Source organism: Xanthomonas campestris pv. asclepiadis, from assembly GCF_020784175.1.
GTDB classification, from domain to species: Bacteria; Pseudomonadota; Gammaproteobacteria; order Xanthomonadales; family Xanthomonadaceae; genus Xanthomonas; species Xanthomonas campestris_D.
In genome coordinates this window covers 1-21,543 of sequence record NZ_JAJGQM010000004.1, presented here as the reverse complement: position 1 = coordinate 21,543, position 21,543 = coordinate 1, and the positions used below count along the sequence as shown (strand labels likewise).

Annotated in this window: 17 protein-coding genes; 5 read left to right on the top strand and 12 right to left on the bottom strand. The window is 63.3% G+C overall.

The window, feature by feature from the left end; translation table 11 throughout:
- Nucleotides 1-43: 43 nt before the first annotated feature.
- From LL972_RS03040 to LL972_RS21740, 7 genes are all read right to left on the bottom strand, one after another.
- Nucleotides 44-1,597, bottom strand: coding sequence for a PepSY-associated TM helix domain-containing protein (locus LL972_RS03040; protein ID WP_228326330.1), 1,554 nt, complete (start codon nucleotides 1,595-1,597; stop codon nucleotides 44-46).
- Nucleotides 1,594-1,866 carry a hypothetical protein gene (locus LL972_RS03035; protein WP_228326329.1) on the bottom strand — a complete coding sequence of 91 codons (273 nt, stop codon included), beginning with the start codon at nucleotides 1,864-1,866 and terminating at the stop codon, nucleotides 1,594-1,596. The genes LL972_RS03040 and LL972_RS03035 overlap by 4 nt, the downstream gene beginning before the upstream one ends.
- Complete coding sequence (locus LL972_RS03030; protein WP_228326328.1) at nucleotides 1,856-2,155, bottom strand: hypothetical protein; 300 nt, start codon at nucleotides 2,153-2,155, stop codon at nucleotides 1,856-1,858. Before LL972_RS03030 ends, LL972_RS03035 begins: the two co-directional genes overlap by 11 nt.
- Before the next feature lie 384 nt (nucleotides 2,156-2,539).
- Nucleotides 2,540-4,723, bottom strand: coding sequence for a 1,4-alpha-glucan branching protein GlgB (glgB, locus tag LL972_RS03025; protein WP_228326327.1), 2,184 nt, complete (start codon nucleotides 4,721-4,723; stop codon nucleotides 2,540-2,542).
- Nucleotides 4,724-4,734: 11 nt separating this feature from the next.
- The gene (gene treS / locus LL972_RS03020) at nucleotides 4,735-8,085 is read right to left on the bottom strand and encodes a maltose alpha-D-glucosyltransferase (protein WP_228326326.1); all 3,351 of its coding nucleotides are present in this window, start codon (nucleotides 8,083-8,085) and stop codon (nucleotides 4,735-4,737) included.
- A complete protein-coding gene (locus tag LL972_RS03015; RefSeq protein WP_228326325.1) occupies nucleotides 8,082-11,198 on the bottom strand; it encodes a maltotransferase domain-containing protein in 3,117 nt (1,038 codons plus the stop codon). Before LL972_RS03015 ends, treS begins: the two co-directional genes overlap by 4 nt.
- 645 nt (nucleotides 11,199-11,843) lie before the next feature.
- Nucleotides 11,844-11,966: a DUF6959 family protein gene (locus tag LL972_RS21740; RefSeq protein ID WP_429002107.1), complete on the bottom strand. Its 123-nt coding sequence runs from the start codon at nucleotides 11,964-11,966 to the stop codon at nucleotides 11,844-11,846.
- Between the two features lie 353 nt (nucleotides 11,967-12,319).
- Between LL972_RS21740 and LL972_RS03010 the strand changes: the two genes are divergently transcribed.
- On the top strand, nucleotides 12,320-12,619 hold the full coding sequence (locus tag LL972_RS03010) for a hypothetical protein (protein ID WP_228326324.1): 300 nt from the start codon (nucleotides 12,320-12,322) through the stop codon (nucleotides 12,617-12,619).
- A gap of 79 nt (nucleotides 12,620-12,698) precedes the next feature.
- On the opposite strand, the gene LL972_RS03005 is transcribed toward LL972_RS03010, so the two are convergent.
- On the bottom strand, nucleotides 12,699-13,352 hold the full coding sequence (locus LL972_RS03005; RefSeq protein WP_228326323.1) for a DUF4142 domain-containing protein: 654 nt from the start codon (nucleotides 13,350-13,352) through the stop codon (nucleotides 12,699-12,701).
- A gap of 257 nt (nucleotides 13,353-13,609) precedes the next feature.
- Between LL972_RS03005 and LL972_RS03000 the strand changes: the two genes are divergently transcribed.
- The 3 genes from LL972_RS03000 (at nucleotide 13,610) to LL972_RS02990 (ending at nucleotide 16,834) form a co-directional block, all read left to right on the top strand.
- Nucleotides 13,610-14,278 carry a hypothetical protein gene (locus LL972_RS03000; protein ID WP_228326322.1) on the top strand — a complete coding sequence of 223 codons (669 nt, stop codon included), beginning with the start codon at nucleotides 13,610-13,612 and terminating at the stop codon, nucleotides 14,276-14,278.
- A 194-nt stretch (nucleotides 14,279-14,472) separates the two neighbouring features.
- Nucleotides 14,473-15,864 (top strand): hypothetical protein, encoded by a 1,392-nt coding sequence (locus tag LL972_RS02995; RefSeq protein ID WP_228326321.1) that lies wholly within the window; start codon nucleotides 14,473-14,475, stop codon nucleotides 15,862-15,864.
- A gap of 238 nt (nucleotides 15,865-16,102) precedes the next feature.
- Nucleotides 16,103-16,834: a carbon-nitrogen hydrolase family protein gene (locus LL972_RS02990; protein ID WP_228326320.1), complete on the top strand. Its 732-nt coding sequence runs from the start codon at nucleotides 16,103-16,105 to the stop codon at nucleotides 16,832-16,834.
- Between the two features lie 124 nt (nucleotides 16,835-16,958).
- Here LL972_RS02990 and LL972_RS02985 read toward each other — a convergent pair whose 3' ends face one another.
- Nucleotides 16,959-17,426 (bottom strand): hypothetical protein, encoded by a 468-nt coding sequence (locus tag LL972_RS02985; RefSeq protein ID WP_228326319.1) that lies wholly within the window; start codon nucleotides 17,424-17,426, stop codon nucleotides 16,959-16,961.
- Between the two features lie 506 nt (nucleotides 17,427-17,932).
- Between LL972_RS02985 and LL972_RS02980 the strand changes: the two genes are divergently transcribed.
- On the top strand, nucleotides 17,933-18,178 hold the full coding sequence (locus tag LL972_RS02980; protein WP_172454355.1) for a hypothetical protein: 246 nt from the start codon (nucleotides 17,933-17,935) through the stop codon (nucleotides 18,176-18,178).
- A gap of 514 nt (nucleotides 18,179-18,692) precedes the next feature.
- Here LL972_RS02980 and LL972_RS02975 read toward each other — a convergent pair.
- From LL972_RS02975 to LL972_RS02965, 3 genes are all read right to left on the bottom strand, one after another.
- Nucleotides 18,693-19,082, bottom strand: coding sequence for a DUF6869 domain-containing protein (locus LL972_RS02975; RefSeq protein ID WP_184380725.1), 390 nt, complete (start codon nucleotides 19,080-19,082; stop codon nucleotides 18,693-18,695).
- A gap of 1,106 nt (nucleotides 19,083-20,188) precedes the next feature.
- On the bottom strand, nucleotides 20,189-20,698 hold the full coding sequence (locus LL972_RS02970) for a hypothetical protein (protein WP_228326318.1): 510 nt from the start codon (nucleotides 20,696-20,698) through the stop codon (nucleotides 20,189-20,191).
- A gap of 529 nt (nucleotides 20,699-21,227) precedes the next feature.
- Nucleotides 21,228-21,428, bottom strand: a complete 201-nt coding sequence (locus LL972_RS02965) for a hypothetical protein (RefSeq protein ID WP_057679210.1) — start codon at nucleotides 21,426-21,428, stop codon at nucleotides 21,228-21,230.
- Nucleotides 21,429-21,543: the final 115 nt, after the last annotated feature.

Here is a 21,543-nt window from a genome sequence, read left to right as displayed (position 1 = left end):
CGCACCGTGGCGTGCCGGGTATCAATCAACTCGGTGCATCGACTCACTGGGTTGTACGCGCTTTCCAGGCCCAGACGCTGTTGGGATCGCCCTGCAGTCCGCGCCGTTTGCTTGCACGCGCCAGTTGCCAGTACGCCCATGCCAACACCAGCGCAATCAGGTCCACGCCGAGTACCGTTGCGTCCTGCCAGGGCAGCACCACGCCATGTGCCGAAACACAGCTGGCCAGCGGAATCAGCGCCGTGAGTCCAGCGCAGGCCAGCAACACCTCGTACGCCCCACGTGCGGTGGGGCGGATCAGCGCCCACACCAGCACGGCCGCGAAGACCGCGTAATAGACATGACGCTCCTGTCCTTGCGGCAGCAGGCGCGCGGCGATGAACAGCGCCGAGACGCCGGCCACGCTGCCCAGGCACACGCCGACGGTGAGGCGCGCCATCGCGTGGGTGCGGCGCGGTTGATCGACCAGCCGACGCTTGCGGCGTGTTTCGATCCACAACAGGTTGCCGCTGTAGAACAGGAACGCGCCGCCCAACCCGAGCAGGAAATACAGCCACTGCACCGGCGCCTGCCCGAAGTTGCCGAAGTGCAGCCCTTGCAGCCCGCGCAAGGCGGCGGTGCCTGGTGACATCGTTCTTGGTTCGAGTACGCGCAGGACCTGGCCGGTTGCCGCGTCCAGCGCCACGCCACCGAGGGTGTTGAGCCGGCGCTGCGCGTGATGGCCATACACCTCCGCGCGCGCGTTGGCATCGCCTGCATTGTGAAACCCGATGCTTTCCGGTACGAAGCCCGGGCTGGCCGTGCGCGCCTTGTCCAGCAGCACCGCCAGCGGCAACACCGGCGCCGCACGCCTGGCCGGTTGCACATGCGGGGTGAGCTCGAAGTCCGGCTCCAGGATCTGCATCAGCTTGCCGTCGAACACCAGGAACTGGAACGGCGCCAGCAGCAGCACGCCCAGGCACAACACCGCACCGGACCAGGCAAAGATCACATGGAACGGCAGCGACAGCATGCCGACCACGTTGTGCGCGTCCTGCCACAGGCGCTTGACGTTGGCGCCGATGCGCAGCGCGAACAGGTCCTTGAAGAACACCGGCGCATACAGCACCACGCCGCTGACCAGGGCCAGCCCGTACAGCACGCTCACCACCCCGAACAGGTAAGTGCCGAACACGCGCGGCAGCCCGGCGGTGAAGTGCAGGTCATAGAGAAAGTCGGCAAAGCCCACGCGCTGCGGCAGCTCCAGCAGGCTGCCATCGGCGGCTTGTTGATACTGCCGCATGCCACCGCTGGCCTCGGCCTGCGGCCCGTACCAGTACAGCCGCGCCAGTGGCCCGTGCTCGCCGGGCAGCAGCACCAGGAAGGAGTCGGCCACCTGCGGATGCCGGGCGATCACCGCATCCAGCAGGCGCTGCGCGGCGGCGACAGGATCTGCCGGCGCCGGCTGCGTGGCAGGCGGGGTGGTCTGCCAGCCGCTCAATTGGTGAGTAAACACGGTGATGGCACCGGCATAGAAGGCAATGAACAAGGCCATGCCGGCCAACAGGCCCATCCAGCTGTGGACCGACAGAAACGCACGCAAGGTCGCTGCTTTCATGCACCCAGCTCCGTCCAGCCCACGGCCTTGATGCCTGCAAGCGCGAGATAGCACAGCAGCGTCAGCCCGCCGAGCACAACCCAGGCGCGTAATGCACGACGGAACACGAACGGCAAGGCCATCGCACCGATCCATGCCGGAAACATCAGCAGCAACCACGCCAGCGTGTAGCTCCGCTGCGGCCCCGGCAGCAACAAGGCGCACAGGCCGACCACGCCCACCGCAAGCGGCAGCCCCAGCACCACGGCGGCCAGCCACCTAGCCCACATGGCGCATCTGCCTGCGTTGTACGCGCGCCTGCTGCCAGGCATCCAGGTACGGCAGCGCCACCGCCACCAGCATCAACGCCGTCACTGCGGCGAAGATGCCGGCCCAGGTCCCCAATGCAGCGATGGCGCAGCCCAGCGACAGCAACAGCAACGCACTGGCGCCGAGGCGTAGCGCACGCGCGGACAGCCGGCGCTGCGGCCACAGGCGTTGATGCCTGGTTGCCAGGTAGAACGCCAGCGCCGAGACCGCAGCGGCGAGCAGATAGCACGCCGTCATCAGGCCGCTCATGCCTGCACCTGCGTCGAAGCGGAGAACGACAAACTGCCCGAGAGCACAGGCCGCTTGCCGCCGCCCTGCGCCCCAACACACCCCGAATACGCAGTGCGCACCGGTGAATCTGCGCGCCCGACGCTGCGCACTGCAGGGACACGCCACTCAAGCATCGAAGAAGCGACAGCACTCAAAACGCCCACGCACAACGCTCCCGTAAAGAGATCGACGGAAGGCATGGCGGCGGCTGTGCCCGGCAGCCCTCCCCGGGCCGCCTGATCAGTGGTCGACACTCAGCTGCGCCACCCGACGGGCGCACGCAACACGGTCTCAACCACTCTATGGCGCGCAATCTAACAGGTGCCACCGCGCCGGACCAGCGGTCCGGCGCTGTGTGCTGCATCAGCCCTGCGGCGTCAGCACGATGACGCCCAGCGGCGGCAACAACAACGGCAGGGATTGCGCATGGCCATGCATCGACTGCTGCTCGGCGCTCACCACACCGCCATTGCCCAGATTCGCGCCGCCGTAGATGCCGGCATCGCTATTGAACACCTCGCGCCACTGGCCGCCTTGTGGCACGCCGATGCGGTAGCCGTGCTGCACGATCGGGGTGAAGTTGATCACCACCAGCACCGGCGCATCGCCGCGCTTTGCCTTGCGCAGGAACGCGACCACGCTGTTGGCCGCGTCATCACCCACCACCCACGCAAACCCGGCCGGGTCGTCATCCTGCGCGTGCAGCGCGGGGTATTCGACATACAGCCGGTTCAAGTCACGCACCAGGGTCTGCACGCCGCGATGGCGCGGGTCGTCCAGCAGATGCCAGGGAATGCCGCCGTCGTGGTTCCACTCGGTGGGCTGGCCGAACTCGCAACCCATGAACAGCAACTTGCGCCCCGGGTGGGTGAACATGTAGCCCAGGTAGGCGCGCAGGTTGGCAAAACGCTGCCAGTCGTCGCCCGGCATGCGGCCCAGCAACGAGCCCTTGCCGTGCACCACTTCGTCGTGCGAGATCGGCAGCACGAAGCGCTCCGAATACGCATAGACCATGCTGAAAGTCAGCTCGCCATGGTGGTAACGGCGGTAGATCGAATCCAGCGCGGCGTAATGCAGGGTGTCGTGCATCCAGCCCATGTTCCACTTGTAGTGGAAGCCCAGGCCGCCGTGCGCCACGTCGGCGGTGACGCCGGGGAACGCGGTGGATTCCTCGGCAATCATCACCGCCCCCGGGGTGTGCTCGCGCACCACCTCGTTGAGCCGGCGCAGGAAGGCGATGGTCTCGTAGTTCTCGCGCCCGCCGTGGATGTTGGGCACCCACTCGCCGGCATTGCGGCTGTAGTCGCGGTACAGCATCGAGGCCACCGCATCCACGCGCAGGCCATCGACGTGGAAGCGCTGCAGGAACTCCAGCGCACTGGCAATCAGGAACCCGGACACCTCGCGCCGCCCGTGGTTGTAGATCAGCGTATTCCAGTCGCGATGAAAGCCTTCGCGCGGGTCGGCATGTTCGTACAGCGCGGTGCCGTCGAAATGCGCCAGGCCGTGGGCGTCGGTGGGGAAATGCGCCGGCACCCAGTCGACGATCACGCCGATGCCTTCGCGGTGGCAGCGATCGACGAAGCGGGCAAAGCCATCCGGCGAGCCGAAGCGCGCGGTCGGCGCGAACAGGCCCAGCGGCTGGTAGCCCCACGAGCCGCCGAACGGATGCTCGGTCACCGGCATCAGCTCGACATGGGTGAAGCCCATGTCCGCCACGTACGGAATCAGGCGGTCGGCCAGGCCATCCCAGTCCAGATCCACGCCTTCCTCGCGCAACCAGGAGCCGGCATGGATCTCGTAGATGCTCATCGGTGCGTCGTGCGCCTGACGGCGCGCGCGCGTGGCCATCCAGCCGTCATCGCTCCACTGGTGCGGGGTGGGGTCGGCGACGATCGAGGCGGTGCCCGGTGCCAACTCGGCACGCCGCGCCACCGGGTCGGCCTTGGCCGGCAATTCGTTCCCATGCGGGCCGCGCAGCTGGTACTTGTAGTGCGCCCCCGGGCCGACGTCGGGTACGAACAGCTCCCACACGCCGGATTGATGACGTAGCCGCATCGGATGCCGGCGCGCGTCCCAGCTGTTGAAGTCGCCCACCACCGCCACGCGCGTGGCATTGGGCGCCCATACCGCAAAGCGCGTGCCGCGTACGCCATCGACCTCGATCACGTTGGCGCCGAGTGCATCGGCCAGCTGCAGGTGATGGCCTTCGCTGATCAGATGCAGGTCGAAGTCACTGAGCTGCGGGCCGAACGCATACGGGTCGGCAGTGTCCTGCTCGCCGCCGGGCCAGCCAATGCGCAGGCGATACCCGCCTTGCGCCGGTAACGCGCCGGCAAACAGGCCCGGCTCCGGGCCCGCGTCCAGCGCGATGACCTGGCCATCGTCGAGCACGGCATTGACGTAGTCGGCACCCGGTTGATAGGTGCGCAGCACCCGACCGCTATCGGTCGGGTGCGCGCCAAGAATGGCGAATGCATCGCCATGGCGTGCCTCGGCCAGGGCGCGGGTTGCGCCGGGATCCCATCGATTGGTCACTGCTGTCATCACTCCACTCATCATGTGTCTCCCACACCAGCGCGCGCGCGGTGCAGGATGCGTCGCAAGCCCTCGATCGGCACCATCAACCAGCCAGGGCGGTTGGCGGCCTCGTAACGCACCTCGTAACAGGCCTTCTCCACCAGGAACAGCAAGGTGGCCGCATTGAACGCCGCCGGCGCGATCCACGGGTGCGTGCTGGCATCGAGCACGGCATGGTACGCATCCAGAAACGCCTGTGTGGAGCGGCGGCGGAACTGCACCAGGAACTCGTCCAGATGCGTGTCCACGCCCACGCCCGCGCGTGCGGCGGTGCCTTCCTCGCCACGTGCCGACACTTCGCTGGCGTAGTCGAGCGAGCGCAGGAAGCCGGCCACATCGCGTAGCGGGCTGGCCTTGGCGCGCCGTTCGGACAGCGGCTTGGCCGGCTCGCCTTCGAAGTCGATCAGGATCACATCGTCGAACGCCACAAGGATCTGGCCCAGATGGAAGTCGCCGTGCACGCGGGTCAACAACGACTCGGCGAGCACGCCCGGTGCCTTGGCCAGCAAGGCCTCCAGCTGCGAGCGTTCGGCCAGCAACGCTTCCAGTGCGTCGCGTTCGATTGCGTCGTCGCTGCTGGCCAGGCGTGCGTTGACCGTCTCCCACATCTGTTCGACCTGGCGCGCGACGCCGGCCACCACATCATTGGCGGTCGGCAGGTCGATGCGCTGCGGGGCGAAGTCGGCATCGTCGGTATCGCGCGACAAGGCTTCGTGCAGCTCGGCAAGACGCTTGCCGACCACGGCAGCGAACGCGTCGTAACCGGCCACGGCTTCGGCGCGCGACTCGTCGGTCTGCGCGGTCGCGTACTCGTCGAAGCTGCGTGCCAGATGGTCCAGCGTCCAGCGCCAGGCATCGCCCTGATTGCGGATGAAGCCCTGCAACAACGCAATGGTGGTGATGGTGCCCTGCGCGTCGATGCGGCTGACGCTGCCCAGCAGGGGCGCGGCGTTGGCATAGCCCATCTCGGTCAGGCGACGGCCGATCTCGATCTCCGGATTGGCGCCGTTGGCCACATGCCGCAGCAGCTTGAACACCGCCTTGTCGGCAACCACCAGCGAGCTGTTGCTCTGCTCGGCCGACAGCCAGCGGATCTCCGGATCCTGCGGAATATCCAGCGTGGCCAGCGCCGGGGTCGCCTCGAAGCGCACCTGGCCCTGCTGCGAGGCATCGTCGCCATCGCGGAACTCCAGCGTGGAATTCTCGCGCAGCGCATCGATCACTCCGCGCACCATCGGCTTGAGGGCGAACGCGTCGGTGAGATACCCCACCTCGCGGCCCTGACGCACACGCGCCAGTGCCAACTGCTCGGCCAGCGTGCTGGGATGGTCGCGCTCCCACACGATGCCGATCGGCAACATGTAGCTCTCGTGGCGGCCGTCTTCCAGCTCCGCGTTCAGCTCCAGCAAGCTCATCGGCTCATTGCCCGGCAGCGGTGTGCGCCGCGAGATACGGACGTTTTTCAGCGCCTGATCCTTGGCCGAGAACCAGCGCCGTGCCGACAACCAGGCCGGCAGAATCTCGCTTTCCAACGTGGCCAGATGCGGCAGCAATGCGTTGCTCTCGTCGGTATCGCTGCGCAACACCAGCGTGCGGTAATCCGGCAGCGGCACCGGGGTGGGCACATGCCAATCCGGCAAGGTGCCTTCGCTGACCAGCTGGAACGCGTAGAAGCCGAATGGCGGCACCGTGAGCAGGTAGGTCAGCCGGCCGACCGGCGGGAAGCTGCCGCCGCCGATGATGTCCACGGGCACGCGGCCCTCGAACTCGGACAGATCCAGTTCCACCGCCTGCAGCGTGTGCGACAGGTTGGCCACGCACAGCACCGTCTCGTCCTGGAAGCAACGCAGGTAGGCCAGCATGCGGCGGTTGCCCGGGTACAGGAAGCGCAGGGTGCCGCGGCCGAAGGCCTGGTAGCGCTTGCGCACGCTGAGCACGCGGCGGGTCCAGGTCAGCAGCGAATGCTGGTCGCGGATCTGCGCTTCCACGTTCACGGCCTGGAAGCCGTACAGCGGGTCCATCACCGGCGGCAGCACCAGCTGCGCCGGGTCGGCGCGCGAGAAGCCGCCATTGCGGTCGATCGACCATTGCATCGGCGTGCGTACGCCATCGCGGTCGCCCAGATGGATGTTGTCGCCCATGCCGATCTCGTCGCCGTAATACAGCACCGGCGTGCCGGGCATGGTCAGCAACAGGGAGGTCATCAATTCGATGCGGCGGCGGTCGCGCTCCAGCAGCGGCGCCAGCCGGCGCCGGATGCCCAGGTTGATGCGCGCACGGCGATCGGCGGCATAGGTCTGCCACAGGTAATCGCGCTCCGAGTCGGTGACCATTTCCAGCGTCAACTCGTCATGGTTGCGCAGGAAGATCGCCCACTGGCAGCTCTCCGGAATCTCCGGGGTCTGGCGCATGATGTCGGTGATCGGGAAGCGGTCTTCGCGCGCGATCGCCATGTACATGCGCGGCATTAGCGGGAAATGGAACGCCATATGGCATTCGTCGGCGTTCTGGCCGAAGTATTGCTGGGTGTCTTCCGGCCACATGTTGGCCTCGGCCAGCAGCATGCGGTCCGGATATTCGGCATCCAGCGTGGCGCGGATCTTGCGCAGGATCGCGTGGGTTTCCGGCAGGTTCTCGTTGGAGGTGCCGGAGCGCTCGATCAGGTAGGGCACCGCATCCAGGCGCAGGCCGTCCACGCCGCGGTCCAGCCAGAAGCGCATCACTTCCAGCACCGCTTCCAGCACCGCGGGGTTGTCGAAGTTCAGGTCCGGCTGGTGCGAATAGAACCGGTGCCAGAAGTACTGCCCGGCCACCGGGTCCCAGGTCCAGTTGGACTTTTCGGTATCGCAGAAAATGATGCGCGTGCCTTCGTATTCCTGGTCGGTGTCCGACCACACATAGAAGTCACGCTCCGGCGAGCCGGCCGGCGCATTGCGTGCGCGCTGGAACCAGGAGTGCTGATCGGAAGTGTGATTGATCACCAGCTCGGTGACGATGCGGATGCCGCGTGCATGCGCCTGCGCCACCAGCTGCTCGAAATCTTCGATGCTGCCGTAGTCCGGATGCACCGCCATGTATTCGGCAATGTCGTAGCCGTCATCGCGGCGCGGGCTGGGGTAGAACGGCAGCAGCCAGATGGTGTCCACGCCCAGTTCGGCGATGTAATCCAGCTTGGAAATCAGGCCCGGGAAATCGCCGATGCCATCGTCGTTGGAGTCGAAGAACGACTTGACGTGCACCTGGTAAATGATCGCGTCTTTGTACCAAAGCTGATCTGCCACCACCGCGGACTGTTCCGCGTCGGCTTGTAACGATGGGACTGCATTCATGCGACCTCTCCTGCGCGGATGCGCCATAACGCGAACGGCCGCGTCGCCTCTAACCGGATGTGTTGCTGTTTTCCTTGCCATGTGAAGCGATGGCCGTCCCACAGATCGTCCACCGCGACACTGGCGTGATCGGTCAGGCCCAACTCCCACAACGGAATTTCGATGTCCGCGTCCTGGCCCGCCTGCGGGTCCAGGTTGATCGCCACCAGCACCATGCTGCGGCTGCGCGACAGGTAGCCGGCATCCAGGAACTTGCCGAAGTACAGCACCTGGTCGTTGTGCGCTTGATAAAAGCGCGTCCCCAGGTGCGACTGCAGTTCCGGATGCATGCGGCGCAGCTGGTTGAAGCGGGTGATCTCATCGACGATGTCGCCGGGCGCACGCTCGGGCCAGGCACGCAGCTGGAATTTCTCCGAGTCCAGATACTCTTCCTTGCCCGGCGCCAGCGGCGTGGCCTCGCACAGCTCGAAGCCCTGGTACATGCCCCATAGCCCCGACAGCGTGGTCGCCAACGCGGCGCGGATCAGGTGGCCGTTACGCCCGCTGGTCTGCAGGAACAGCGGATTGATGTCCGGCGTATTGACGAAGAAATGCGGGCGGAAGCATTCGCGCGGCACGCCCTGGTTCAACTCTTCCACATATTCCTGCAGCTCGTGCTTGTGGTTGCGCCAGGTGAAGTAGGTGTAGGACTGCGAGAAGCCGCACTTGGCCAGCCGGTACATCATCTTCGGCCGGGTGAAGGCCTCCGACAGGAACACCACGTCCGGCCGGCGCCCGCGGATGTCGGCAATCAACCACTCCCAGAACGGAAACGGCTTGGTATGCGGGTTGTCGACGCGGAACAGCGTCACGCCCTCGTTGACCCAGAACAGCACCGCATCGCGCAGCGTGTTCCACAGGTCCGGCACCGCACCGCTGGCGTAGAAGTCGACGTTGACGATGTCCTGGTACTTCTTCGGCGGATTCTCCGCATACGGAATCGAGCCATCCGCGCGCCAGGTGAACCAGTCCTTGTGATCCTTCAACCATGGGTGATCCGGCGCGCACTGGATGGCAAAATCCAGCGCCACTTCCAGCCCATGCGCACGCGCGGCCTGGATCAGGCGGCGGAAGCCATCGAGTCCGCCGAGCTCGGCATGCACCTCGGTATGCCCGCCATCGCTGGCACCGATCGCGTACGGGCTACCCGGCTCGCCGTCGACCGCAGTGACCGAGTTGTTGCGGCCCTTGCGGTTGTTCAACCCGATCGGGTGGATCGGCGGCATGTACAGCACGTCGAAGTGCATCGCGCGGATATGCGCCAGCCGCTTGATCACGTCGTCGAAGGTCCCGTGCCGCTGCGGATCGCCGCTTTGCGAGCGCGGGAACAATTCGTACCAGCTGGCAAAATGCGCCGCACGCCGCTCCGATTCCACCCGGAAGGTCACCGGGGTTTCGGAGCGGAACGGCTTGTCGTCGGCTGCTGCCATCGCCTGCGCGGTGTCCGGCTCCAGCACGATCGCCAGCTGCTGCAGCGGCTCGCTCTGCGCACCGATGCGGGTCAGGATGGCCTGCAGGCGCTCGGCCAACGCACCGGTGCTGCGTGCGTGCGCGGCCTGCACTACGGCCACCGCTTCCTGCACATCCACCGGCAACACCGTGTTGGCGGCGCGCTTCTTTTCCAGATCCGCATGCAAGGTGGCAAACACATCGCGCCAGCCTTCGACGCGGAATTCATAGGTGCCGATGCGCTCCAGCGGGAACTCCGCGCGCCAGCGATCGTTGCCCAGCGCACGCATCGGTGCACTGGCCCAGGTCTTGGCATCGGCCGGACGCCACAGCACCGCCACCGCGATACGGTCGTGCCCATCGCAGAACGCGTCGGCTTCCACACAGATGCGGTCGCCCACGGTGCGCTTGACCGGGAAGCGGCCGTTATCGACCGACGGCGTCACCGACTCGATGCACACACGCGGCCAGGCGGCCGCGGTCTGCGCACGCGGGCGCATGCGCGGCACCGCCAGCACATGCCGCGCCGGCACGCTGCGGTACACCCGCACCTCGCCCGGCTCCAGCGCTTCCAGCGTCGCACCGGAAAGCGTGCTGCCGTCTTCGCCCACCAGCGCTTCGGCATCGCCAAGCAGGCGCAGCAGATCCGGCGCCGGCACCGGCACCACATGATCGGTATTGCCATTGATCAGCAGCAGCGACGGCAAGCCGCCCAATGGCTCGATGGCCACCGCCGTCAGGCCGGTACCCTCGCGCAGCAGCGGGCGCAGCCGCAGGCCGGCATTGCTGGGCGGCACGCCATCGCGCGCCCTGATCGACAATGGCAATGTCTCCAGCTGCGTCTCATCCAGCAGCCACGCCCCGCCCAATGCCTGGGCCAGTTGCCAGTGCTGCCCGGCAGTGGCCGCAGGCTTGCCATCGGGCGCACCCACCACCGCAACGATCTGCGACGCCAATGCGCGCAATGCGGTGTCTTCGTCGAAGAACCAGCTACCGCGGCCGTCCCACCACGCGAGCGAGGAGAACGCCGCATCGAAACCGGCACCGGCCAGCTGCTGCAAGGCCTCGATGCCCAGGCCCGGTGTCCACGCCGCAAACACCACCTCGGGTGCCTGCGCATGCACGCGCGCGATCAACTCGCGCCAGCGCTGCGCCGGCACCTGCTGCGGCTGCAACAGCCGGAAACCGGCCACGCCTTGCGCTGCCCACTCCAGCAAGCGCGCACTCCACCACTCCACCAGCGCCGCACCTTCCTGCGCATAGGTGAAACGTGCCTCGGCCACTTCGGGCGTGGCACGCGGCTGGCGCGGGTCCGGCACCGCCGTGCTGCGCGCACGGAACCACTGCGGGTTGTCGCGTACCACCGCGCTGTCGCCGCCCACTTCGTCCAGGCGCACGTCGAGCAGCAGCTTCACGCCGGCGCGATGCGCGGCCTGCACCACCTCGCGCAGGCGCTGTGCGTCTGCCTCGCTGGCACCGGCAACCTCACTCAGCCGGCCCTGGGCGTCGCGCGCAAACGGCGGCGCGAGCACCACATGATCAAAGCCCGCCTCGCGCGCCGACCTGCAGCGCTGCTCCAGCCCGGCCTGCTCGCCGGTTGCTTCATTGAGAACACAGATCCGCATGGCGCCCCCTCAGCAGACCACGGCGCGCGTACGCACCGTGACAAAGGAGACTACGCGGGCCGACCCACCCCGCAGATCCACCGGCGCTCGGTCACGACGCACCAGTCCAACTCCCGTCCGGATCGACCCCTGCCTACTCAAGGCCTGGTCGACCCTTCCTACCGTGACTGCACTCATGCGCAACTCCGCAACGATTCTTGACCCATGCAGTCAAGCACCCCGCCTGCGAATTTCATGTGTCGGTGGAATTGACGAAAATCAAACAAGCGCGGCTGTGGTGAGGGCTCAGGCAGCACTGGCCAACGCCCAAGCGTTGTAGGCTAGGGCCTCAACCTGCAAGGAAAGCAAGGATGCGGAGCTACGTCATGGCGGCACTGCTAGCCATCGCCACGGTTGCAACGGCAAAGGATCAAAGGCTGAGCCCGAGCCGTGCCGGAGAGCAGGATGCGACGCTTGAGTTAAGCCCACCCGCCAAGTGCAAGCTGCCTGGACGAATTGTCAGGCACCCGTGGACCGGGAGAAAGGAATGTGCAGCTGATGTTCGCTAAGTACTGAGGTGTAATGGGCCAGCAGACTGAGCAGCTTGCTGTGTACAGCTTGTAGCTCATCAGAAGCATCGGGACCACCGGCTAGCGCGTCGGCGACCTAGGGATACAGCGCATGGAGTCTATCTCCTTGCAGCAAAACTCCTGGAGACTTTCGCCCAGGATGACGAAGCACAGCCATGTTAGGTCTATCGGAATAGATCTCAACGCTTTCAATATGCACGTCTGACTCCTGAGGGCCTCTGACGTTGAGCCGAACGTACGGCACGCCGTTGTCCCATCGCGCGACGGATAAACACCTGCATCATCCATTGCACGTTCTGTGACTGCGCCTCAGCGAAGCCGAGTTGCTTAAGGCAGCGACCGCGTAAGCACAGCGTGGGGACGCATTGATTGTTGCGGGTAGTGGCCATCGCTGATTTTGCTGGGTGGTGGCACCGCAGCGCGTTTGACGTCATTGCAACGTTGCGATGACACTGGTACTGAAGCAATCACGTTCAATGGATGCGTAAGAGGAGATCGCATTGGTAAGGCACCCAGCTGTGGCAACATTCCAGATTGTAGCGATGTGAAGATATGAGCATTCAAACAAGAACCACCAATGCATTTGCGCTCCGCTCTTTCCTGTCGCTTGTTGGTGGAGTGGTCTTGTTTCAAGTCGGAAACACGCTGGGCAAGGGCTCCTCCTATCAGATCAACTGGTACTTCATTGCCCTTTGTGCGGTCTATGCATTAATTCCGATCGCCATTCTTCGGGCCATTCAGCGCCGCCCCAATTTTTCCAGGCGTCTGTATTCGATAATTCTTAGCGTGCTGGCGCTGTTGGCAGTTGTGGGAGGAATCGCTGTTTCCCTGATTCCCTTTTCGGGTCCCTGAAGCTCGAAAACGGCGACGTCGCGCTCACTCGCCGCTTGCAGACCAGGCGTGGCAGACCAGCGATCTGCCACGCCCACGCTCACATCGCCTTCTTGATGGCTTCCGCCTTCGCCAGGTGCTGCTCGACGTGCGTCTTGGTCTCGGTCAGGTGCTGCTTGACCGGCTCGGTCGACGCTACCGTCATCATCTGCGTCTGGATCAGCTGCAGCGCGTCCTTGTGCCCGGCGATCATTGCATCGATGTAGGCCGCCGCGTAGTCCTTGCCGGACTTCTGCCCCAGCGTGGACAGGTCCTGCTCGCCCTTGCTCTCCAGCTTCTTGACGTCCGGGGTTTCGGCCAGCGTCCCCAGCGCCTTGGTCTTTTCCAGGTTCTCGGTGTGCTCCTTCTCCATCATCTTCGCGTACTCGAGCACCGCGCCGGTGACCTTCTTGTCCTGCGCCTGCTTCGCTGCGGCGATCTCGTGGTTGTTCACCGCCCCGAGCAGGCCCAGGGCGATGTCGTCTCCGGAGCTCGCGCGCGCCGCGCCTTCCGGCGCCGGGCTGGCTTCGCCCACAGGCGGCGTGGTCGGGGTCGCCGCGCCACCGGTCGGCGTCGGCTCGGTGGACGCGGCAGGCGCTGCAGCCTCCTTGTCGGCATCAGGCTTGCAGCCAGCGAGCGCCAGCGCCGCGACCATGGACAGGACCAACAGTGATTGTTTCATGCTCCACTCCCTTTCGATTGAAGACAGCAGCATCTGCCTGCCCAGGTGAAGAGGGCTCATACACGTCCACTGAGTGAATCAGACACAAGCATGGGCTGCGGGGCGAAGACACAACGCCGCACCCTGCACGCACTGCACGCGGCGGCACGCGGCGGCACGCGCTTGCGCGCGGGCGTGAAACTGCACGTGGGTCGGCGCGGCTGTGGCATGCGTGGCGTGTGGTGACACTTTTCTGCTGAAAGACGGCCCGGTTTGCCGCACACTACCGCGCCACATTTGGAGTGATTGCCATGCTTAAGGCCTGGATGCTTGCCCTGTTGGGCGTTTCGCCATTGGTCCACGCCGCGCCTGCGGCCGACGATGCCACCTGCCGCAATGGGTTGTTCACCAGTGCGCCGGTGGCGTTCTCACTCGGCAAGGTCATCCCGCCGCGCCTGTACCTGCTCAAGGACACCGATGGTTGCCCGGACACGGGCGGGGCCGCATGCCAGGGGCGCGCCTACGTGGTCAAGAACGATATCGTCCTGACGGCGCAGCGCCGCAATGCCTACGTCTGCGTGCTCTATCCCAACAAGGGAGGCGGCAATGCTGGTTGGGTCGCACAGTCGAGCCTGCAGATGCAGCCAAGCGCGGCCACGCCCACACCGCAGGCGTGGAACGGCCACTGGCACTATGGCGACAACACGCTGCAATTGACCACCAACGCAGACGGCAGCATCACCGTCAACGGCGATGCGTACTGGCCCAGCGCCTATCCCGACCCGGAGCAGACGCCGGGCGGTCCGCACACCGGTTCGGTCACCGCGCGCGGCTATCCAGAAGGCAACCGCGTCGAGGTCAACGAGGACACGTGCAAGGTGCGCCTGCAATTGCTGGGCGACATGCTGCTGGCCGACGACAACCTGGAATGCGGCGGAATGAACGTGTCCTTCGGTGGGGTGTATCGAAAGAAGCCATAGCAAGCGCAGGCAGACTGTGCGCCGCACTCCCGCAGAGGAAGGCGCACAGCGACCTCCAACCACCGGCCCATCCCAACGCAGCCCCAAGCGCCCCCGCCCAACGGAAGCAGGCACGCCATCGCTATCACCGCGGCATAAAAGCCGATGCGAGGTGGCGCAGTGCGGTTTCCGTTGGCCTGCACCGGCCAGAACGGATGCGGCTCGCTCGACCTCGCAATAGGGCCAATGCACGGCAGCAGCAGGACGCGCCAGATCACCTGGCCAGCGGTGGCGCAGCACGTGGACCGGCGTCATCTATCATTGCCGATTGCTGTTTTGAAGGAATTGCGTTGAGACGTCCCGCCCCACGCCCGCTGCGCGCACTCCTGTTTCTTTCCGTGGCGTTGCTTGCCGCTTGCAGCACGAACACCACCACCAACACGCCGCCGCCATCGGTGAACACTACCGCCAACGCAAATTACTGCATCGGGCGGCTTGCCGTGACGTCCAATGTGCCCCTGCACTTTCTGGGAAGTTCCGCGCAGTTTTACTGGGGCGACATCGACAGCTACCGCGAAGACGCAGCCAGCTATGCGCAGCGCCTGCTGGACGCGCAAGCACCGGCCAGCGATGGCCGGGTGCGCCAACTGATCAAGCCCGTGGAAACGCTGGCGCAGGACGATGGCAGGGTCATCGTCGCACACGCGGAAGACGCGCTGCCGCTCGACCCGAATGTCGTAGAGGTCACCGGCTTCGCCCATCGCGACGGCACCACCTTTCGTTTCCAGAAGACGGCGATAAGCCGCCTGCAGGACATCACCGAACGGCGCACCAAGGAAATCCTGGCCTCGATCAGTAGCAGCGCATCCCCCTTCCCGCCAGCGGCACAGTCGCAGCAGGGGTTTTGTGTCATGCACGGCACCGTCAATCTGGCACCCGGACACGACTGGCACGAAGCCTCCAGGGTCGAGGGAGAATTCACCCTGCAGGAAACGCGCTACCGTTTCAGTCTGCGTTCGCGCTACCTGCGCTCGCTGTCGTTGAACGAACAGGAAGTGGCAAACCAGCGCGATATGCTGCTGGCACTGGCGGGCGCCGTCCCGGACTCCGGCCTGGCGCAGATCAGTGAACTATCGGGCGCCGACGGCAATCCATCGCAAGGCAGTGCCCGCCTGCTCGAGATGACGACAGCCGACGGCAAGCAACAGGTCTACGAGTGGCACATGCCGGCAGTCAGCACGGCACCCAATACGCCAGCAACGTTTCTCTACATCTGGCCAGCGTCCGGGCAAGCGTCAGCCCCGGACCAGGCCAATTTCATGCGCTGGGTCGTGGCCCATCCGCAGCAGACGACACCGCTGTTACAGATACAGCAAATGGCCAGCAGCGTTATACGGCAGCAGGCGACGCCAGGAGTAGAAGAGAGCAGGCTGGTGTACCGGATGCAGCTGAATTACCACGGCGACCAGGCTGCCGGCGGGCGCTATTACGTGATCTACAAGGATGGCCAGAAAGTCGACGATGGGCGCAGTGATGCCAACGGATTCACCAAGGCACACAATGCCGATTACGACCAGGTGTGGACAACCAAAGTGCTCAACAAATGAGTGCCTGCTTCGGTGCGGCGCACCCTGATTTATAACCAATCACGCTGGAGAAGACCGGTAACCATCCGGTCAACCCATCCTCCTGAGACCGGCGCTGAAGACAGGCATTCAGGCAAGACGTCTCGATTTAGAAAGTCTAGGCGTTCGAGCAGCATATCCGGGCTTTCAAGCGCACTATGGTTACCAGCCTTTCCGAATCCGCTACGCTCAGCCCCAATACGTGGACACGAGACAGGCAATGAAGCTGACAGCTGCGCAAATCCTTTCAACGCCTGGCGAAATAGAAGAGAACATCAGTAAGCACCTCGATGTCATTCGCCTGGCTGCGAGCAAGGGTGCCGATGTGCTGGTCTTTCCCGAGCTGTCCCTCACCGGTTACGAACCCGGATTGGCGCAGGCGCTGGCGGTGCAGCCGGCTGATCAACGCTTTGATCGATTTCAGCTGGCAAGTGACCGGTACGGCATGCTCATCACTGTTGGCGTACCCACGGAGGGGGCGAAAGGCACCGAAATCAGCATGATCTGCTTCCAACCAGGGTTGGCGCGCACCACCTACTCCAAACAGCAGCTACATCCCGACGAGTTACCGTTCTTTACCGCCGGTGATGAGCAGCTTGTTCTCAGACACGCAGATCAGGTGCTGGCGCCTGCCATTTGCTACGAGTCACTGCAGGCAAGCCATGCAGAACAAGCTGCAGCGTCAGGTGCTGGCGTGTACCTGGCAAGCGTGGCCAAATCGGAGAGGGGCGTGGCATCGGCCTACAGTCATTATCGGACGATTGCAAAAACGCATTCCATGACTGTCTTGATGGCGAATTGTGTAGGCCCCGCCGATACCTTCATAGGAGCGGGTCGGTCTGCCATCTGGAGCAGTAACGGCGACCTCGTTTGCAGCGCTGATGCCTTCCAGGAGGCATTGGTGGCGTACGACACGGGGACCGGAAAAGCGAGCGTCTTCAGCTTAGCTTGAGATCACGCCAAGGGCGGTAACAGGCAGCCCTGTCTATGCGGTGACACTCGGCAATCCCGCTTGCCCGCTGCGTCCGCAGCTGCGCGAGGACATCTGCGGCGGCGGGTTTGGCTTGAACGTGTTGTCAGGAATCAACGACCTGGGGATATAAGCTCTTCGCGCTGTTGAGTGCATCAGCCAACGTCCCTACCTTGGACAGTAGCCTGCCGATATCCTGCTCGGTATCGGCGTAGAAATAATCGACGCAAAAGCGAAGCGACGCACCAAACTGCTCGCCGATGGGTGGAAGCGCAACACTCCTGATCTGCATCGGCTCGCCTGCTCGTGCCAAATCGCGTACCCACCAGGAAAGGAACTCGAGTGCCTTGAGGCCTTTCGGATCGCGCGTGATACCAAAGTTGACGGAGATGACAAGCTCATTGGCCAAGCCTCCCTTTGTGCGCTTCAACGCGCCGAGCGGCAGGTCGGCATACGGAAGAAGACCGAAGTCGCTTTCCGTGACATCAGAAAGATCCACCTTGTCCACCGCTGCATCGGTAATGCCGGGAATCGACGCAATGGCGTCTTGCAGTTCTTGTACTTCGGGTGGCATTGCAGCTCCAGACAGATTGGACTGAACGTTCGCCGTCGATGCACCGTTTGCCGTCTGGTAGCGTTGCTTACGGATAACGGGGTCAGGTTGGGCCTCAAGTAAACCCCGACCCCGTTTTCATTGGCTGGTGGATAATCGTGCAATGTGCCTACCGCGCTCATCGTGAATGCGACCACCTAAGCAAGTAAAACACAGAGTGCAGCTTTTCTGCGGGCGACCATACGAGGGTAACGGACGCACTTGCTACTAGCCGAGGCGTAGGAGTCCGATTGCATAGAGAAGCATTGCGATGCCCACGGCGAACACGGCGTGTCGGCATACACGCAACGTCTCAGGAGTAAGTTCCTGAGCTAGTGGTCGAATCCCGTCAAGGTGTGTAGCCCCACTGCCCGATGATAGCTTCCAAGGTGGCCTGATTCACTGGGACCACGCCTGGGCATGTCATCAGATATGCCCGGCGTGCCGCCGCCGTGGCTGAAGGGTTGAAGGCGGGGCTCCATATCTGAATGGAATGGAAGACGGCGATCGGCGCTGCACAAGCAGGACCTCCTGGCTTGCTTGGGGCGGTCATGCTGGCCATGCAAAGAAAGACCGAGCAAGGATCTCCCGCCTGGGCGCGCGCTGGAGCGCTCAAGCCAAGGCTTAAAGCTGCAGCCAATGCGAAAGTGGTGGCAATGCTACGTAGCTTCATGATGAATACGTCCCTGGTAGTGATTGAAATGACGTGCTTGTCTCTGGGCGACCTGCGTTAAGCGTGGCTCAGCGAGAAGCCCCTGACACCGCTTGCAATGGTGTCGGCTGGGTCACCTGATGTTCCGTCTCCGCCAGTCTCCGCCAGAATGGCGGTGCCAGAATGGCGGTGGTTAGGGTAGCATGTCGACCGCGCGCGGTGTGAGGGTTTGGCACGGCCGGCTAGCCGCCAAACGAAGGTACGCTGGGCGCTAGCCCAGTCCAGTGGGGCGGAGGATAAATGCTTGCTCATCCATCGCACATTCTTTGAATGCGCTGCCGCCACAGCGGCCATTCCCATCAATGACACACCGTAGCGTTGCAGGTGGTCTGCCGTGGCGACGGTCTGTCACCGCCATGGCGACTGTTTCAGATTTGAGTGCTGGAACTGCCATGGATTGCATGCGTGATTTTGCACGTCACCACGACGTCTACGAGCACCTTTCAACACCAACTCAGCGCCACTGCGAAACAAGGTCAGCTTAGCCTTATAAGTGAAGCTGACACCGTTCTTGGTCGCCCGGTATCGATGAAGTGTCAGCCAGCATCTGCGAACTCCCCACGAGCTGCCACGAACCGCGACCAGACCTCTGGCGTGCCGCTTTCCCAGGCGCCATGGAGCATCTTGCGAAAGACGGGATCGGTGCCTGCCTGCGCCTCGATGCGCTCAATGAATACCGCACCGGAGCCATCGAGCAAGTCTTCGACCAGCCCGGCGGCGACCATACCAAGCACACGCTCTGTTGGCCGGCGCCGAACTACCTCAAGAATGCCGGCCCAACATTGCTCTGCATTTTCACCGACCAGCTCCACCATGAACTCATAGGCAGCCAGATAGTCCGGGTGCGAATCATCCAGTGAAGCCTCGGCCTCATGAACGCGGATGTACGCATGCGCCCACTCTTCAATGCTGGACCATGCATGCATTCTGACCACACCATGTTTCGAAGTGCGCCGTGCACCGAAATGGTGCCGACTTGAATGAATTGCTGTACGCCGCCGGATTGCGGGACACAGACTAGCCGCTAGGCAGCATGCTCAGACTCCCAACGACGGTAGGCAATATGGGCCAACGCCGAAAGCTTGTGTGGATATGCCACGGAAACATGCTGATCATCTAAATTCCACGGCGCCGGGAAGTCAGCAATCACTTCCGTTGCAGCGCATGAGCCGCTGTCGAGCGCAGCCTTGGAAGGCTCTCCATCGTACTCAAATCGCAAACGAACAACGCTTGTCCCGGGATCAGCCTCAATCGACGCTTGTCTAAGCTGTGGATGGGTCTCACCAAGCAAAGCACGCTGGAGAGACAACAGAAGAGCAGCGCCGCAAGGCGGCGTCGACACGGATGAATTATTGAGCCTCACAACGCAGGCCCGCGAGACTCCACGGCTGCTAGTAATTGCTGCATTCGGTGCGTGGCCTGATCCAAAGGGCCGCCACCGTAGCCCAGCTTCCGTGCTTGGCACAATAGCGAGTGCCCCTCATCGGAAGCGCCACGGGCGGCAGCTGCGGCAGCTGCGGCAGCCAAGTTGGCATACGGAACCGGGTACAGATGATCTAGCGCCAATGCATGTTTCCAGGCAGCTTGTGCCTGCTCAAGCTCACCCCGCGCCGCATAAGCGACTCCGAGGTTGTTGGTCACCATGGCAGCGAGGCTTGGAGTATAAGTAGACCAGCCTAGCCAGAGTGCGAGACGCCGCCATAGCTGTGCTTGGAGCTGAGTGAGCTGGTGATGGAACTGGACGGCCGCCTCCTCAGGCTTGCCTTCAGCAAGTGCGCGCTGTCCTCGAAACAGAGGCCGCAGCAGCAAGCCCTGAAGTCTGCCAGGCACGAGGAGCAGGAAGCCGACCGTAAGTAATGCAGCGCTGGAGCCGCCTGCAGCGCGGACCACGGTATACGTCAGCGCGCTTAGCGCGCCAAGTACAAGCAAATAACCCGTTCTGTATCTAGCGATGCGAGACATGCTGGTGAGCCTAACGCCTAAGTTGAGCTGCGCCGTGGATCGGCTTCGGCTTGAATGATTGGACTAAGCTTCAAGAACCTTGGCCGCATTCTTTCACTACGATTGGCTCAAGGTACTCCGGCAATGTTCCTGCAGCATTCATCTGAGTTAGCTCGTCTAGTCTCGGGATCCGGGCCGCCGGATTCGCCACAAGAAACGCTCTATAAGCCTTGAGCATGCTGCGCATCCCAGCGAGTTGTCCGGGCACGACCTTCCCCTTGTCGCTTGGGTTGCCAATTTGATGCGCGGCGCTTCCAAAAATGAACTGTACCAATAGCTCTGCGGAGTTGGGAACATCGGTCGCTAGAATTGGTGTAAGTACGCCTGGGCAAACGTAATCGACTACATCCTTGCTCTTCTTTTCCCAATCTATGAGGAGCGAGCGAATGGCCGGCGCGCTTTCGTCAAGCGGCGTCTCCTCAAGGAATCGTGTCAGGTCTACGACTTGATCTGTCTTAACCCTGAGCTTGCCGCTATGCGCTAGCGGAGCCGCAAGCAAGGTGCTCGCTAGAGCAATGGCCAGGAGTGCTGCAAGTTTCATCGGAGTGCCCCGCTTAGGCCTAACGTTTGATCAAGCCTTCCCGTGAAGCGGGTACAGCTTGAGTGGATTGATAGGCTCCACTCTACAACGCCTCTGGATGCAGAGGGCGAAGATGTGGAATGGGAAACAGGGCTAGGTTGACTTTTAAGTAAATCTCACCCCTTCTGCACTAAATCTATGAAATCCCCAGCCTCAGCATCGTAGAACCGCGCACCAAGCAGGTTGCACAGCCTCTGCAACATTGCAGCCTCTCTTTAACCCCAGGCGCCTGATACGGATATGGTCCGCGGCTCCTCGCTATCCTCAGGTTCCTCGACTCGGAAATTTAGTGCCAAACTGGCATCCTTAGCGGGCACGCAACTTCCGATTGCAGCCAGGACATCTGCCCTTGGACCAAGTGGCTCTGGAGCCCAGTCCTCAGGTAACTCACCCAGATCATCATTTGCGCGCAAGATAACTCCGGTGTTTGCCCTGCAACTTCATGGGCAAAGCCCTTGATGGCTGCGCCAGCCTGATACCCTTGCATAGATCAGCGAGAAGCCTCGTAGATTGCTGTACTTACGATCATCCCGGCGATGCCGGCGGCCGCCATGAAAAATCCCCTCCGGTCCCAAGTCGAACGAAACGGCCGCTTCTCGGGCGCGACAAGAAACGCGCCCCAGCGTATCAATCCACCGGCGCCGAGCAAGAAACCGGCAATCAGCATGCAAAAAATGTAGACGAATTTCATGGCGAGCAGGCCGAGTGGAGTAATGGATCAGGTTTATATGTCGACTCCCCGTAAAATTGGTCCATCCATAGTTAGAGGTCCCCGGGCACACTAGCCACCAAGGAGACCAACGATG

Coding starts and splice junctions, on each gene's coding strand:
- LL972_RS03040 (WP_228326330.1), bottom strand. CDS start 1,597: ATGAAAGCAGCGACCTTGCGTGCGTTTCTGTCGGTCCACAGCTGGATG.
- LL972_RS03035 (WP_228326329.1), bottom strand. CDS start 1,866: ATGTGGGCTAGGTGGCTGGCCGCCGTGGTGCTGGGGCTGCCGCTTGCG.
- LL972_RS03030 (WP_228326328.1), bottom strand. CDS start 2,155: ATGAGCGGCCTGATGACGGCGTGCTATCTGCTCGCCGCTGCGGTCTCG.
- glgB (WP_228326327.1), bottom strand. CDS start 4,723: ATGACAGCAGTGACCAATCGATGGGATCCCGGCGCAACCCGCGCCCTG.
- treS (WP_228326326.1), bottom strand. CDS start 8,085: ATGAATGCAGTCCCATCGTTACAAGCCGACGCGGAACAGTCCGCGGTG.
- LL972_RS03015 (WP_228326325.1), bottom strand. CDS start 11,198: ATGCGGATCTGTGTTCTCAATGAAGCAACCGGCGAGCAGGCCGGGCTG.
- LL972_RS03010 (WP_228326324.1), top strand. CDS start 12,320: ATGAGCATTCAAACAAGAACCACCAATGCATTTGCGCTCCGCTCTTTC.
- LL972_RS03005 (WP_228326323.1), bottom strand. CDS start 13,352: ATGCTGCTGTCTTCAATCGAAAGGGAGTGGAGCATGAAACAATCACTG.
- LL972_RS03000 (WP_228326322.1), top strand. CDS start 13,610: ATGCTTAAGGCCTGGATGCTTGCCCTGTTGGGCGTTTCGCCATTGGTC.
- LL972_RS02995 (WP_228326321.1), top strand. CDS start 14,473: ATGCGGCTCGCTCGACCTCGCAATAGGGCCAATGCACGGCAGCAGCAG.
- LL972_RS02990 (WP_228326320.1), top strand. CDS start 16,103: ATGAAGCTGACAGCTGCGCAAATCCTTTCAACGCCTGGCGAAATAGAA.
- LL972_RS02985 (WP_228326319.1), bottom strand. CDS start 17,426: ATGCCACCCGAAGTACAAGAACTGCAAGACGCCATTGCGTCGATTCCC.
- LL972_RS02980 (WP_172454355.1), top strand. CDS start 17,933: ATGGAATGGAAGACGGCGATCGGCGCTGCACAAGCAGGACCTCCTGGC.
- LL972_RS02975 (WP_184380725.1), bottom strand. CDS start 19,082: ATGCATGCATGGTCCAGCATTGAAGAGTGGGCGCATGCGTACATCCGC.
- LL972_RS02970 (WP_228326318.1), bottom strand. CDS start 20,698: ATGAAACTTGCAGCACTCCTGGCCATTGCTCTAGCGAGCACCTTGCTT.
- LL972_RS02965 (WP_057679210.1), bottom strand. CDS start 21,428: ATGAAATTCGTCTACATTTTTTGCATGCTGATTGCCGGTTTCTTGCTC.